General features: G+C 46.2%; 11 protein-coding genes. All 11 read left to right on the forward strand.

Features of this window, described 5'->3' with window-relative positions:
• Window positions 1-2 precede the first annotated feature (2 nt).
• The 11 genes from rseP (at window position 3) to AC2CG4_RS00345 (ending at window position 14,186) form a co-directional block, all read left to right on the forward strand.
• Entirely contained in the window at window positions 3-1,355 is a 1,353-nt protein-coding gene (gene rseP / locus AC2CG4_RS00295) for a sigma E protease regulator RseP (RefSeq protein WP_484484354.1), read from the forward strand.
• Between the two features lie 72 nt (window positions 1,356-1,427).
• Window positions 1,428-4,082: an outer membrane protein assembly factor BamA gene (gene bamA, locus AC2CG4_RS00300; RefSeq protein WP_484484850.1), complete on the forward strand. Its 2,655-nt coding sequence runs from the start codon at window positions 1,428-1,430 to the stop codon at window positions 4,080-4,082.
• 37 nt (window positions 4,083-4,119) lie between these two features.
• A complete protein-coding gene (locus AC2CG4_RS00305; RefSeq protein WP_484484355.1) occupies window positions 4,120-4,632 on the forward strand; it encodes an OmpH/Skp family outer membrane protein in 513 nt (170 codons plus the stop codon).
• Between the two features lie 17 nt (window positions 4,633-4,649).
• On the forward strand, window positions 4,650-5,675 hold the full coding sequence (lpxD, locus tag AC2CG4_RS00310) for a UDP-3-O-(3-hydroxymyristoyl)glucosamine N-acyltransferase (RefSeq protein ID WP_484484356.1): 1,026 nt from the start codon (window positions 4,650-4,652) through the stop codon (window positions 5,673-5,675).
• Window positions 5,676-5,704: 29 nt separating this feature from the next.
• Complete coding sequence (gene fabZ / locus AC2CG4_RS00315; RefSeq protein ID WP_484484357.1) at window positions 5,705-6,142, forward strand: 3-hydroxyacyl-ACP dehydratase FabZ; 438 nt, start codon at window positions 5,705-5,707, stop codon at window positions 6,140-6,142.
• Between the two features lie 33 nt (window positions 6,143-6,175).
• Window positions 6,176-6,946 carry an acyl-ACP--UDP-N-acetylglucosamine O-acyltransferase gene (lpxA, locus tag AC2CG4_RS00320; protein ID WP_484484358.1) on the forward strand — a complete coding sequence of 257 codons (771 nt, stop codon included), beginning with the start codon at window positions 6,176-6,178 and terminating at the stop codon, window positions 6,944-6,946.
• 66 nt (window positions 6,947-7,012) lie between these two features.
• Window positions 7,013-8,158: a lipid-A-disaccharide synthase gene (lpxB, locus tag AC2CG4_RS00325; protein ID WP_484484359.1), complete on the forward strand. Its 1,146-nt coding sequence runs from the start codon at window positions 7,013-7,015 to the stop codon at window positions 8,156-8,158.
• 19 nt (window positions 8,159-8,177) lie between these two features.
• Entirely contained in the window at window positions 8,178-8,786 is a 609-nt protein-coding gene (rnhB, locus tag AC2CG4_RS00330) for a ribonuclease HII (protein ID WP_084618153.1), read from the forward strand.
• 26 nt (window positions 8,787-8,812) lie between these two features.
• Window positions 8,813-12,346 (forward strand): DNA polymerase III subunit alpha, encoded by a 3,534-nt coding sequence (gene dnaE / locus AC2CG4_RS00335; protein WP_484484360.1) that lies wholly within the window; start codon window positions 8,813-8,815, stop codon window positions 12,344-12,346.
• 186 nt (window positions 12,347-12,532) lie between these two features.
• Window positions 12,533-12,985, forward strand: coding sequence for a CBS domain-containing protein (locus AC2CG4_RS00340; protein ID WP_484484361.1), 453 nt, complete (start codon window positions 12,533-12,535; stop codon window positions 12,983-12,985).
• 253 nt (window positions 12,986-13,238) lie between these two features.
• Window positions 13,239-14,186, forward strand: a complete 948-nt coding sequence (locus tag AC2CG4_RS00345; RefSeq protein ID WP_062060610.1) for an acetyl-CoA carboxylase carboxyltransferase subunit alpha — start codon at window positions 13,239-13,241, stop codon at window positions 14,184-14,186.
• Window positions 14,187-14,191: the final 5 nt, after the last annotated feature.

The raw sequence follows: 14,191 nt of genomic DNA on the forward strand, positions 1-14,191 counted from the left end.
CCATGGAGTTAATCCAGACGATTGTGTCTTTTCTGGTGGCGTTGCTAATTCTGGTTTCAATCCATGAATTTGGTCACTTTTATGTTGCGCGGCGTTGTGGCGTCAAGGTGCATCGTTTTTCTATTGGTTTTGGCACAGTGCTCTGGTCTTGGCGCGATAAGCAGGGCACTGAATACGCCTTGGCTGCGCTGCCTTTAGGTGGTTACGTGAAAATGCTGGATGAACGCGAAGGTGAGGTTGCACCAGAAGAGCGTCATATGGCATTCAACAACAAAACCGTTTGGCAACGTATCGCAATTGTTGCGGCTGGCCCACTGGCGAACTTTTTGTTGGCGATACTCTTATTCTGGGGTTTGCTCTTACAAGGGCAGCGCGATTTGATTCCGGTCATTGATAGCATTGCTCCAGGCTCTATAGCGGCGCAAGCGGGCTTGGAAAAAGGGCAGGAAATTGTAGCGATTGATGGTCAGCCAACGCCTACTTGGCAAGCCCTCAATAGAGCACTGCTTAATCGTTTGGGTGAGTCAGGGAAGATTAGTTTTAAGGTTTCTTATCCAGATTCCAGTTTTAATTATGAATCCGAAGCTCAGCTTGTCGATTGGTTACGCGATTCTGCTGATCCTGATCCTGTAGCGGGCATAGGTATTACTTTATTCCTTCCTAAAATTCCACCCGTTATAGGTGAGGTTGTTGCGTCAAGTCCAGCAGAAAAAGCAGGGCTAAAAACCGGAGATAAGATTCTTCAGGTAGATGAACTCACGATCACTGATTGGCAATCATGGGTTGAATATGTGCGTCAGCGTCCAGGCAATGCGTTACAAGTAAGCTTGGAGCGAGATACTCAGGTATTGCAAATTACCCTTGTTCCCGAATTAGTGGAGGAACAGGGGCAGCGCCTCGGGCGTGTTGGTGTTGGAGTGAAAGCCTACACACTTCCTGAGGATATGATCAGATCTTATGAGTACTCTGTGGTCGGCGCTTTTGTTGCTGGCGTCAATAAAACCTGGGAAACCTCGGGTTTTGTTCTTTTATCAGTCAAAAAATTGATTCTTGGCGAAATTTCCACGAAAAACTTGAGTGGACCGATAACCATTGCTAAGGTGGCGGGCTCTTCAGCCGAGGGTGGCCTGCGGAGCTTTATTGGTTTTGTCGCCTTGCTCAGTGTATTCCTGGCAGTTTTTAACCTTTTACCTATCCCGGTATTGGATGGTGGGCACTTATTTTATTACTTGATTGAAGTAATTAAGCGGAAACCGGTGTCCGACAAAGTGCAGATGCTGGGGTATCAGGTTGGGCTCTTTCTGGTGATCAGCCTAAGCGTGCTAGCACTGTATAACGACATAATGCGGCTTTGATCTGGCAGTTCTGTGCCGGGCTGCGACCAACATTCATTTATGATTAGAACAGATTCTATGAAGCGAGTTTTGATGCGAGTTATTGGCTGTTTTCTAGCGCTTTTCCTGTCTTTTGCGGTGCAGGCGCAAACCTTTCGTGTAAGCGATATCCGTGTAGAAGGTTTGCAGCGCGTATCCGCAGGTACTGTTTTTAGTGCGATGCCTATCCGGGTGGGCGATGTTCTAAATCAGGCCGATATTCAAAATGCGACCCGCGAGCTATTTAAAATCGGGTATTTCTCCGATGTTGCCATCAAGCGCGATGGCGACGTGCTGGTATTGGTGATCAAAGAGCGCCCAGCGATTAATAAAATCGAGCTGAAGGGCAACAAAGCCATCAAAACTGAAAACCTGATGGATAGCTTAAAAGATAATAATTTGTCCGAAGGGCAAATTTTTCAGCGTGCGACGCTGGAAGGTATCACCCAAGCATTACAGCGCGAATATGTAAACCAAGGCCGATATGGTGCGAGCGTTAATATCGAAATTGAAGATATGCCACGCAATCAAGTTAAGGTTCTGGTCAAGATTGATGAAGGCAGTCCTTCACGTATCAAGCAAATCAATATCATTGGTAATAACAGCTATACAGAAGAAGAATTAATTGATCTGTTTGAGTTAAAAACGACGGGTATGTGGTCGTGGATTTCCGGTAACGATAAATATAATAAAGAAAAGCTGAAAGGTGATTTAGAGCGCCTTGAGTCTTGGTATATGGATCGCGGTTATCTGAATTTCAAAATTGATTCATCGCAAATTTCATTAAGTCCCGATAAGGCAAAAATTTTTGTCACGGTCAATATCACCGAGGGCGACATTTACAAAGTCAGCGATATTGAATTAGCAGGTGACCCTGCTATTGATGAGCAAATCATCCGCAGTATGATTTTGATGCGTAAGGGTCAAACTTTCTCCCAAATTCTGATGACCACATCAGAAGAATATGTGACTAAGCGCTTAGGTAATGAAGGTTATACTTTTGCCAAAGTTGAGGGCATGCCAGAGCGTAATGATGCTGATAAAACGGTAAAAATTACCTTTTTTATTGATCCGGGTAAGCGTGCCTATGTAAACCGTATTAATTTCCGTGGCAACACTAAAACGGTAGACGAAGTTTTGCGCCGTGAAATGCGTCAGATGGAAGGTGGTTCTGCTAACACCGCACAAATTGAAAACTCTAAAGTACGCTTGGAGCGTCTTGGCTTCTTTAAAGAAGTAAAAGTAGAAAATAAAGAAGTACCAGGTACATCAGATCAAATTGATGTTGAGTACACAGTTGAAGAGCAACCATCGGGAAGTATGGGTTTGCAGGTTGGTTATGCCCAGTATTCCGGTCTTTTATTTTCGGCAAGTATTCAACAGAACAATTGGTTTGGTACCGGTAAACAAGTGGGTTTCAGCTTTAGTCATAATCGCTACCAAACCGCGTACAACTTTAATTACAACGATCCTTACTTCACCCCTGATGGCGTGAGTCGCGGTGTAAGTTTGTACTATACCAAGAGTGATTATGGTTCATACAATGTCACGCCCTACAGTACCAACATCTATGGTGGGAAGCTTAACTTTGGCTACCCAATTTCTGATATTGAACGTATCGGTTTTGATATAGGTTTGCGTAGCCTTGAGGTGGAGCCTACGGGATATTCATCGCAAGAGATTATCCGTAGCCCGTCTTGGAATTCAGATATTGGATATATTACTCAATCTGAAAACTACGATTTGGTGCAACGCTTTGTGCAAGGGATTGATTACCCCAGTGGCAGCTATGAGCGCAAGCCTTTTACTGAAGATATGCTAGGTGCGCCAGGATTTCTGGATATCTACGGCGATACCTTTAATGATGCCCAAGTCAGTTTGTACTGGTTGCGCTCAACCTTGAACCGTGGAGTGTTGGCTAACCGCGGTGCTTCACAGCAATTTACATTTGAGTTGTCTCTACCGGGCGGTGATCTTCAATATTACAAGTTTGATTATACGGGTCAAATTTTCGCCCCTTTGACTCGCTCCCTTACTTTGCGTTTGCATACCCGTTTGGGTTACACCGGTGCCTATGGTGACTTGGACGACTTGCCATTCTTTGAGCATTATTATGCCGGCGGCTTTGGTTCGGTTCGTGGTTTTGAACGAAATACTCTCGGTCCACGCAGCTCACCACAGAGAACTGCAGTTGGTAACTCAACTGTTTGGGATGACTTGAATGCTGATGGTATACAGCAAGCGGGTGAGGTTGGCGGCTATGCCTATATTTTGTGTGAGGATCCTGAGGTGCCAGGTGTAGGATCTAGCAATCAAAATGGTGTGGTTCGTATATGTAATCCTGGCGAGTTGATTAGTGATGCTATTCTCGGCAGTACTTACACTAGCCGTACTCGTGGCGCATTCGGTGGTAACGTATTGATTCAGGGCGGTGCAGAAGTGTTGTTCCCGCTACCCTTTATCAAAGATCAGCGCTCTTTACAGACTACTTTCTTTTTGGACGTCGGCAATGTATTTGATACCAACTGCGGTGCGACTCAGTTAAATTGTTACGATGTGGACATTAATCACCTGAATGCTTCGGTTGGTTTTGGTTTAACTTGGATTTCCGGTTTCGGACCTATGACGTTTAGTATTGCCGAGCCGTTTAGGGAGAATGATTATGATCGTACAGAAGTGTTCCAGTTCTCCTTGGGGCAAACCTTTTAACAATAAGTTTTTAATATCATTTCAAGAGGAATAGATTGTGGCTGCTACACAAAAAATGTTTGCTGTTATTGTATTGTCACTCATGTCAGCTGTTTCATGGGCGCAAGGTAAAATAGTTGTGCTTGATCCAACTGCTGCAGTGATGGGTACCGCGGCTGCAAAAGCGAAATTTGAAAAACTGCAAAAGAGCGCTGAATTTGCAGCGGCTAAAGCATCATTAGATGGCTTGGCGGCGGACATTAAAGCATTGCAGGCTGACTATCAGAAAAATAAGTCAGTGTGGAGTGCTGAGCAAATCGCTGAAAAAGAAAAGAAATTACAAAGCCTCGGCCAAGATTATCAATTCCAAGGCAAAAAATTGCAGACTGAACAACAAGCGTTGATGCAGCAAGTTATGCAAGAGCTGGGCCCAAAAATGGAAACGGTCGTTAAGCAATTGGTAGAATCTGAAAACATCAGCATGATTGTTGATGCAAAAGCTGTGATGATGTCAAAGCCTGAAAACGATTTGACTCCCAAAGTAACCGCACTGCTCGATAAAGCCAAGTAAGTTAGGTTCTGCTGTAGATGAAGCGTTCTTATTTATTGGCTGAATTGGCGCAATTGCTAGGTGCAGAGTTGCGTGGCAATGCGGAGCAAGAAATAAGCGCGCTCGCAACTTTACAATCTGCTAATGCGACAGATTTAAGTTTTATCGCTAATCCTGTATACAAAAAATATTTATCGTCCACCAAAGCGGGTGCGCTACTGATCAATGCCGAACTTGCTAATGATTACTCTGGCAATAAGTTAGTAGTGAATAATCCCTATGTTGCCTATGCCCGTTTGTCGGGAATATTTGAATTTCTCCGCGCCCCTTACTCAGGTATTCATAGCACTGCAGTTGTGGGAGCGGATTGTGTTCTGGGAAATAATATTTCCATTGGTGCTAACGCGGTCATTGGCGATGGTGTGACTTTGGCAGATGGAGTGGTCGTCGGCTCTGGCTGTTACATTGGCAATGATACTAAGGTAGGCGCCAATACTAAGCTTGCAGCTAATGTCAGTATTTATCATGGCGTAAGCATCGGTGCTGATTGTATGTTGCATAGCGGCTGCGTTATAGGTGCTGATGGCTTTGGTTTCGCACCTGACGCCAGTGGTTGGATAAAGATCCACCAGCTCGGCAGTGTCCAGATCGGCAATAGAGTAGAAATTGGCGCTTGCACTTGTATCGATCGTGGTGCGCTTGATGATACCTGTATAGGCGATGGTGCTATCATCGATAATCAAGTACAAATCGGCCACAATGTTCGTATAGGTAAAAATACTGCTATTGCTGCACATACTGCTATTGCGGGCAGTACAACTATTGGAGCGAACTGTACCATCGCAGGTGCAGTTGCTATCGCTGGCCATTTAACGCTGGCGGATAAAGTGCATATTACCGGTAAGAGCATGGTTTCGGCCTCAATTACTGAGCCAGGTTCCTACTCATCAGGTACTCCCTTGGCACCGACTAAAGACTGGCGTAAAAATGCAGCGCGTTTTCGTCAGTTAGATTCATTGGCAACACGCTTAATAAAACTCGAACGCACTCATGGTGCGGAATAATTTTTCATAGATTGCTTGGGGTTTGTACCATGATGGATGTTAACGAAATTCGCGAATACTTGCCGCACCGCTATCCCTTTTTATTAGTGGATCGCGTAGTGGAGTTGATTGAGGGCGAGTCAATTATCGCGTACAAAAATATTACTGTTAACGAAGAAGTCTTTAATGGTCACTTCCCACAAAGCCCGGTATTTCCGGGTGTGATGATTATTGAAGCTATGGCCCAGGCGTCGGGAATTCTTGGCTTTAAAACCATGAATAAAAAGCCGCAGGACGGTTCAATTTATTTATTTGCCGGTGTAGATGATGTGCGCTTTAAGCGTCAGGTAATCCCTGGTGATCGTCTGCAGTTAGAGTCACGCGTGATTTCTGAAAAACGTGGGATTTGGAAGTTTGAATGTAAAGCCAGCGTTGAGGGTGTATTGGCAGCATCTGCCACTATTCTCTGTGCAGACCGCAAAATTTAATTCGCGTTAGCCTGAAATCAGCGAGAACATATTTTGATAGATTCCTCTGCAATTATTCACCCTAATGCAAAACTGGCACCTGATGTCGAGGTTGGCCCTTGGACTATTATAGGTCCAGATGTGGAAATTGGTGCGGGCAGTATTATTGCTTCCCATGTTGTGATGAAAGGGCCAACAACGATTGGCAAACATAATCGCATTTATCAATTTTCATCTATAGGTGAAGATACCCCTGACTTGAAATACAAAGGTGAGCCGACACGTTTGGTTATTGGTGATCACAATGTGATTCGTGAAGGTGTCACTATTCATCGCGGTACAGTACAAGATCGCAGTGAAACAACAATTGGTGATCACAATTTACTAATGGCTTATGTCCATATTGGGCACGATAGTGTGGTTGGCAATCACTGTATTTTGGTCAATAACACCGCACTTGCTGGCCATGTACATATTGGCAACTGGGCAATTCTAAGTGGTTTTACTCTGGTTCATCAGTTTTGCAAAATTGGTGCGCATAGCTTTTCTGGTATGGGCAGTGCGATTGGCAAAGATGTCCCAGCCTATGTGATGGTCAATGGCAGCCCTGCCGAAGCAAAAAATATTAATGTTGAAGGCCTGCGCCGACGCGGTTTTACAAAAGATGATATAGGTTTGCTTACCAAAGCCTACAAAACCATTTATCGTCGCGGCTTGACCTTAGATGAAGCGTTGGCAGAATTAAATCCATTAGCTACTGAATCCCCTGCGCTGCAGGTGTTGATTGACTCTCTCAATAGTTCGACTCGCGGTATCGTTCGTTAAGTATTTTTGTGCAATTACTTATCTAATTTATCCCTTCGAAATACACACTAAAAATCTGGAGGCTGAGTGTCTGATCACATACACATAGGTATTGTAGTCGGAGAGGCCTCCGGAGATATTCTCGGCGCGGCGTTGATGCAAGAGCTGCGCAAGCATTTTCCTACGGCAGAATTTTCCGGTATCGGCGGCCCGCGTATGTTAGCGCAGGGTTTTCACTCATATTTTCCTCAAGATCGCTTAGCGGTGATGGGGCTGATCGAACCCTTGAAACGTTTGCCGGAATTGCTGCGTATCCGCAAATTTTTACGTGAACATTTCATCGCGAACCCGCCCGCAGTTTTTATTGGCGTGGATTCGCCTGATTTTACGCTTTCGCTGGAAGAATCACTCAAAGAGCAGGGTATTAAAACTGTTCATTATGTGAGCCCATCGGTGTGGGCATGGCGACAGAAACGTATTATTAAAATTGCGCGCGCGGTAGATTTGATGCTGACACTGCTGCCCTTTGAAGCGAAGTTTTATCAGGATCACAATGTTCCAGTAGAGTTTGTCGGGCACCATCTTGCCGATGAGATTCCACTATCAGTCGATAAAACTGTTGCGCGTCAATCACTGGGCTTACCTGAAGAAGGGCGCATAGTCGCACTTTTACCTGGTAGTCGCGCGAGCGAAGTAGATCGCATGGGCGAGCTATTTATGCGAACTGCCGTTTATTGCTTGGAACAAGATCCGAACTTACACTTTATTATTCCTGCGGCTAGCCCTGATCGCTATCGTCAATTGCATATCGAAATGACTGATTATGTCGATTTTCCTATTGAGTTGCTTAACGGTCACTCTCATGAGGCTATGGCCGCTGCTGATGTGGTTTTATTGGCATCGGGCACGGTTACGCTTGAAGCTTTACTGTTGAAAAAGCCAATGGTAGTCGCTTACAAAATGGCTTCTCTGACCTTCAAAATTTTATCCTGGTTGGTCAAAACTCCTTGGGTTTCATTGCCTAATTTATTGGCACAAAAAATGTTGGTGCCAGAATTATTGCAGGACAAGGCAACACCTGAAGCGCTCAGTGCGGCAGTAATGAACTATTTTGATAATCCTGATGAAGCGCAAGCACTCAGTCAGATGTTTGCAGAAATGCATATCGAATTAAAGCGCGATGCCAGTGCGCGCGCAGCTGATGCAGTAGCGCGTTTAATTCGACAACAATAATTTATTAGCAGGTGGTTTTGTGCTTGAGCCTTTTGTCAGTGTTTACCAAGGTTTTTTGTTTGCCGGTTGTGATGAAGTAGGGCGCGGGCCACTGGCGGGTGATGTTGTTGCGGCGGCAGTGATTCTTGACCCGGAAACTCCTATTGCAGGTTTGGATGACTCCAAAAAACTCACCGAAAAAAAACGTGAGCAATTGTTTATAGAGATTCAGCAGAAAGCCAAGAGCTGGTGTATTGCACGAGCCTCTGTTGCTGAAATCGATAAAATTAATATATTGCAGGCCAGTTTGTTAGCTATGACTCGCGCCGTACAAGGTCTGCATATTCAACCTGAGCATGTACTGGTTGATGGCAATAAATTACCCAAGTGGGCCTATACCGCCGAAGCTGTAGTAAAAGGTGATAGCCGCGTAGCGGCGATAAGTGCCGCATCTATTCTGGCTAAAGTGACGCGCGATCGCGAGATGATTGAGTTCGATAAAATCTATCCGGGTTATGGTTTTGCCGGTCACAAAGGTTATCCCACGCAAGTCCATATGGATGCATTGGACAAATTAGGTATTACCCCGATTCATCGCACCTCCTACGCTCCCGTGCGCGCTAAAATCGAACAAATGAAATTATTTTAATCTTTCGACTCACTTAGAAAACGATTATGCCTGCTGCTAATTTTGTCCACCTGCGTTTACATACCGAGTTTTCACTAAGCGATAGTTTGGTGCGAATTAAACCGCTGGTGAAGCGCGCCGCAGAATTAAACATGCCTGCTTGTGCGATCACCGACCAAACTAATTTTTACGGTCTGATTAAATTTTACAAAGCTGCGCAGGGTGCAGGAGTAAAACCTATAGTCGGAAGTGATTTTTGGATTGCGAGTAGCGATAGCGAAGGAAAGCCGACACTCATCACCTTGTTGGCGATTAATGATCGCGGCTATAAAAATATTATCGAATTAATTTCGCGTGCTTGGCGGCAGGGGCAACAACAGGGAGTGGCTTATGTGCAGCGCGAATGGATCAGCGAATTCAGCGAGGGTGTGATTGCTCTTTCTGGTGGAAAATTCGGTGATGTGGGCATGGCCTTGCTGGGGGGCAGAACACCGCAAGCTAGTGAGTTATTACAGGGTTGGATGAAGGACTTTCCCAATCGCTTTTACTTGGAGTTGCAGCGCACCGGGCGCGAGAATGATGAAAATCATCTGCATGCAGCAGTCGCACTTGCTACTGAAATGAATTGCCCGGTGGTGGCGACCAATGATGTGCGTTTTTTAAAAGCCAGCGAATTTGAAGTGCATGAGGCGCGCGTGTGTATTAGTGAAGGGCGCGCACTGGATGATCCACGTCGCGAGCGTCGCTACAGTGATCAGCAATATTTCCGCACGGCAGAAGAAATGACGGAATTATTTAGCGATATTCCCGAAGCTATCGCCAATACCATTGAAATCGCCAAGCGCTGTACGGTGACGATTCAAATGGGCAAATACTTTTTGCCCGAGTACCCTGTGCCTGAAGGTTTAACCGAGGCGGAGTTTTTTTGCAAAATTTCCTTCGAAGGTTTGGAGCAACGGCTTGAGCGCATCCTGGATAAATCCGCACCGGATTATGCTGAGCGGCGCAAGGTATATGAAGATCGTTTAACATTTGAGTTAGATATTATTAACCAGATGGGATTCCCTGGTTACTTCCTTATCGTAATGGACTTTATTCAATGGGCGAAGGATCATGACATTCCCGTTGGTCCCGGCCGTGGTTCGGGTGCGGGTTCGCTCGTTGCTTACTCCTTAAAAATTACCGATCTCGATCCGCTTGAATACGATTTACTCTTCGAACGCTTTCTAAACCCAGAGCGGGTTTCCATGCCGGACTTTGATATCGATTTCTGCATGGATAATCGCGACAAAGTTATTTCGTATGTCGCCGACAATTATGGTCGCGATGCGGTAAGTCAGATTATTACCTTCGGTACCATGGCGGCCAAAGCAGTGGTGCGCGACGTGGCGCGGGTTCAGGGAAAATCTTACGGTCTTGCCGATAAACTTTCCAAAATGATTCCGGCAACACCGGGCATGACCCTTGCGCAAGCGCTGCAAGAAGAGCCACAACTCAAAGAATTTATTGAACAAGACGGCGATGCCGGTGAAATCTGGGAGATGGCTGTTCAGCTTGAAGGCCTCACGCGCAATGTCGGTAAACATGCCGGTGGTGTGGTGATTGCGCCCACCAAACTTACCGATTTTTCACCGCTGTATTGCGATGAATCCGGTGGCGGTTTGGTAACTCAGTTCGATAAGGGTGATGTAGAAGAAGCGGGTCTGGTGAAGTTCGACTTCCTCGGTTTGCGTACCCTCACTATTATCGATTGGGCGCGCATTATGATCGATAAGCAGCGCCTTAAAAAAGGTGAAGCGCCGCTGGATATCAGCGCAATTCCACTCGATGATGCCAAAACATTTGGTTTATTAAAACGCGCAGAAACAACGGCGGTATTCCAGTTGGAATCCCGCGGCATGAAAGATCTGATCAAACGTTTACAGCCAGATAATATCGAAGACCTGATTGCATTGGTGGCGTTGTTTCGCCCCGGTCCACTTGAATCGGGCATGGTGGATGACTTTATCAATCGTAAACACGGCCGCGCACAGGTTGCTTATCCCGATGCAAAATTTCAGCATCACACCTTAAAGCCAGTACTTGAGCCGACCTATGGCGTTATTGTTTACCAGGAACAGGTAATGCAAATCGCGCAGGTACTCGCCGGTTATACACTTGGTGGCGCGGACATGCTGCGCCGTGCGATGGGCAAAAAGAAACCGGAAGAGATGGCCAAACAGCGCGAGGTTTTTGAAACCGGTGCAAAAAATCAGGGTGTTGATCCTGAGTTGGCGATTAAAATTTTTGATCTGGTAGAAAAATTTGCGGGCTACGGTTTTAACAAATCTCACTCTGCGGCTTATGCAATTGTCTCTTATCAAACCGCTTGGTTAAAAGCGCATTATCCCGCGCATTTTATGGCGGCGACTATGTCATCGGACATGGATAAAACCGATAAGGTGGTTACCTTTATCGAAGAATGTCGCACCATGAAATTAAAATTGTTACCGCCGGATGTTAACTCCGGCGAGTTTCATTTTACGGTGGATGATGCCGGCCGAATTATTTATGGCTTGGGTGCAATTAAAGGTTTGGGTGAGGGGCCAGTTGAATCAATTATTGCCGCGCGCAATGCGGGCGGTCCGTTTAAAGATTTATTCGATTTTTGTGCGCGTGTTGATCCGCGCAAAGTTAATAAGCGCGCAATGGAAGCGATTATCCGCTCCGGCGCCGCAGACAATCTCGGGCCTACCAGTAATACTCCGCAACACAATATTGATCACGACCGCGCCGTCATGTTTGCCGCTATGGGCGAAGCGGTTAAAACTGCAGAGCAGGCGATGGCGAATACCAATGCGGGTATGATGGATTTATTCGGCGCTGTGATCGCCAGTGATGATTCCAGTATTGATGTTTACAGCGAATTTCGCCGTGTGCGTACCTGGACGATGAAAGAGCGGTTGAATGCAGAAAAAGAAACGCTCGGTCTCTATCTCACTGGTCATCCGATTGATGAATATGAAAGCGAACTGAGCCATTTGGTTAGCTCGCGTATCGCCAATTTAAAACCTGAGAAGAGTACCCAAACCATTTCCGGTTTGGTTATTTCCCAGCGCATTGTGCGCACCAAGCGCGGCGACAACATGGCGATTCTGACCATTGATGATCGCACTGGGCGCATGGATATCACACTCTTTGCCGAGACTTTTAATAATTCCCGCGATGTGTTGTCAAAAGACGGTTTGCTGGTGATCAGCGGCCAAGTTCGCTATGACGACTTTAGCGGTATGTTAAAAATGAGTGCCGACAATATTCGTCTGCTGGCCGATGTACGTCAGGAAAAAGTGCGTGAACTTTGGCTTGAGCTGGAATCGGGCGCGCTGCCCGCCAGTTTTTCCCGCGATTTGAGCGAAATGCTAGACCCTTATCGTCAGTCACCTCAGCAAGATGCACGCTGCGCTATTGTAGTGGATTATTTACGCAGCGACGCGCGCGCGCAGCTGCGTTTTGGCAGCCAATGGAATGTGCGCCCGGAAGATGAACTGCTGCAGCGCTTACGCGACAGTTACGGTAGCTCCAAGGTGAGATTGGTTTATTAATTGTTTCGAACTTTTTTATGATGCAAAAGGCTGCAGTTGCGGCCTTTTTATTGTCTGCCTATTTTTCTTTAGATTAACTCGATCTAAAAAAAGATCATCCCGAGATCGATTTCGTCTTTTGTCTCCGCTCTGCCCATCTAGACTCTAAGTGAAGGGTTAAAAAATTGAATGATGGAGGGCAGTAATATGTCATCAATTCTTGTTAAAGATTATATGCAGGCCAATGTATTAGCCGTGAAATCCAATGCCAGCGTGCGGGAGGTCGTCGAGTACTTGCTTAAATGGAATATTACCGGCGCACCTGTGGTTGATGAAGACATGAAGGTTATTGGGTTTGTGTCGGAGCAGGACTGCATGAAAGAGATGTTAAACAGCGCTTTCTATGCTGAAGACTCTACTCAGGTTACCCATATTATGCGGCCCGATGTGCTTAGCGTAGCGCCGGATACCAGCATTTTGGAGATTGCTGAAATCATGCTCGGCAACAAACCCAAGAACTATCCTGTTGTCGAGAACGGTAAGCTGGTGGGTTTGATTAATCGCCGCCACATACTGCAGGCGCTCAAGCAGCACAACGGTAGCTATTTTTCGCCGGCCCGTGAGCGCCCTAGTTTTGCAGTAACATCTTCCTTAGTCTGATACTGGCTCATCGCAGCTCCGGATTTGTTCTGGTTAGAGCAAATCCGGTGTGTTGCACCAATCCTCGTTTGTTTTTGCCGCATATTCCATCACTTCATTTTCACTGGAAAAGATCGACTAAATCGCCCATTTCGCGTAAGGTAGCGCCCCAATTGTGCTACCTGTTGGACTGTTCAAAAAGTCATCACATCAGGCTCCAGCACTCACCCTATAAGTCAAAATGGTAGTTTGCTACCCGGATCAAGAGCTCGCTATGAATCTGAATTATCTGGATTTTGAACAGCCCATCGCCGAACTCGAAGGCAAAATTGAAGAATTACAACTGGTCGGCAACAGTTCCGATGTGAATATCGCCGATGAAATCGCCAAGTTGCGCGAAAAAAGTACCAAGTTAACCGAGTCTATCTATTCCAAGCTGACTGCTTGGGATATTGTAAAGGTCGCGCGTCATCCGCATCGCCCTTATACCTCTGATTACATTTCCCGCGTGTTCACCGATTTTGATGAGTTGCACGGCGATCGTCATTTTGGTGATGATGCGGCCATTATTGGTGGTGTTGCCCGTTTAGATGGCAAACCAGTGATGGTGATTGGTGAAGAAAAAGGCCGTACTGTCAATGAAAAAGTGATGCGCAATTTCGGTATGCCGCGCCCCGAGGGCTACCGTAAAGCCTTGCGTTTGATGGAAATGGCCGAGCGCTTCAAACTCCCCGTATTAACCCTGATTGATACCCCCGGTGCCTACCCAGGTATTGACTCGGAAGAGCGTGGCATTTCTGAATCTATCGCACAAAACCTTGCGGTAATGTCGCGTTTGCGCACGCCTATTATTTGTACCGTAATTGGTGAAGGCTCCTCTGGCGGCGCATTGGCAATCGGTGTGGGCGATCAGCTCAACATGCTGCAGTATTCGACCTATTTTGTTATTTCACCTGAAGGTTGCGCCAATATTATTTGGAAAACTGTTGCCAAAGCGCCGGAAGCGGCTCAGGCGATGGGCGTTACCTCTAAAATTTTGCAAGACTTGGGTATTGTTGATGAAACTATCCCTGAGCCACTGGGCGGTGCGCATCGCAATGTCGATGACATGGCCAAAAAACTGCAAGAGCGTTTAGTTGCTCAGGTCGATCGCTTAAGCAAAGAGCCGCTTGATGCTCTACTTGAGCGCCGTTATCAGCGTTTGATGAGTTACGGAAATTAAACGCG

Source organism: Cellvibrio sp. ATLC23, assembly GCF_057196725.1.

What these genes read in the sequence shown, in the direction of transcription:
- rseP (WP_484484354.1), top strand. Translation starts at nt 3, where the DNA reads ATGGAGTTAATCCAGACGATTGTGTCTTTTCTGGTGGCGTTGCTAATT.
- bamA (WP_484484850.1), top strand. Translation starts at nt 1,428, where the DNA reads ATGCGAGTTATTGGCTGTTTTCTAGCGCTTTTCCTGTCTTTTGCGGTG.
- lpxD (WP_484484356.1), top strand. Translation starts at nt 4,650, where the DNA reads ATGAAGCGTTCTTATTTATTGGCTGAATTGGCGCAATTGCTAGGTGCA.
- fabZ (WP_484484357.1), top strand. Translation starts at nt 5,705, where the DNA reads ATGATGGATGTTAACGAAATTCGCGAATACTTGCCGCACCGCTATCCC.
- dnaE (WP_484484360.1), top strand. Translation starts at nt 8,813, where the DNA reads ATGCCTGCTGCTAATTTTGTCCACCTGCGTTTACATACCGAGTTTTCA.
- AC2CG4_RS00340 (WP_484484361.1), top strand. Translation starts at nt 12,533, where the DNA reads ATGTCATCAATTCTTGTTAAAGATTATATGCAGGCCAATGTATTAGCC.
- AC2CG4_RS00345 (WP_062060610.1), top strand. Translation starts at nt 13,239, where the DNA reads ATGAATCTGAATTATCTGGATTTTGAACAGCCCATCGCCGAACTCGAA.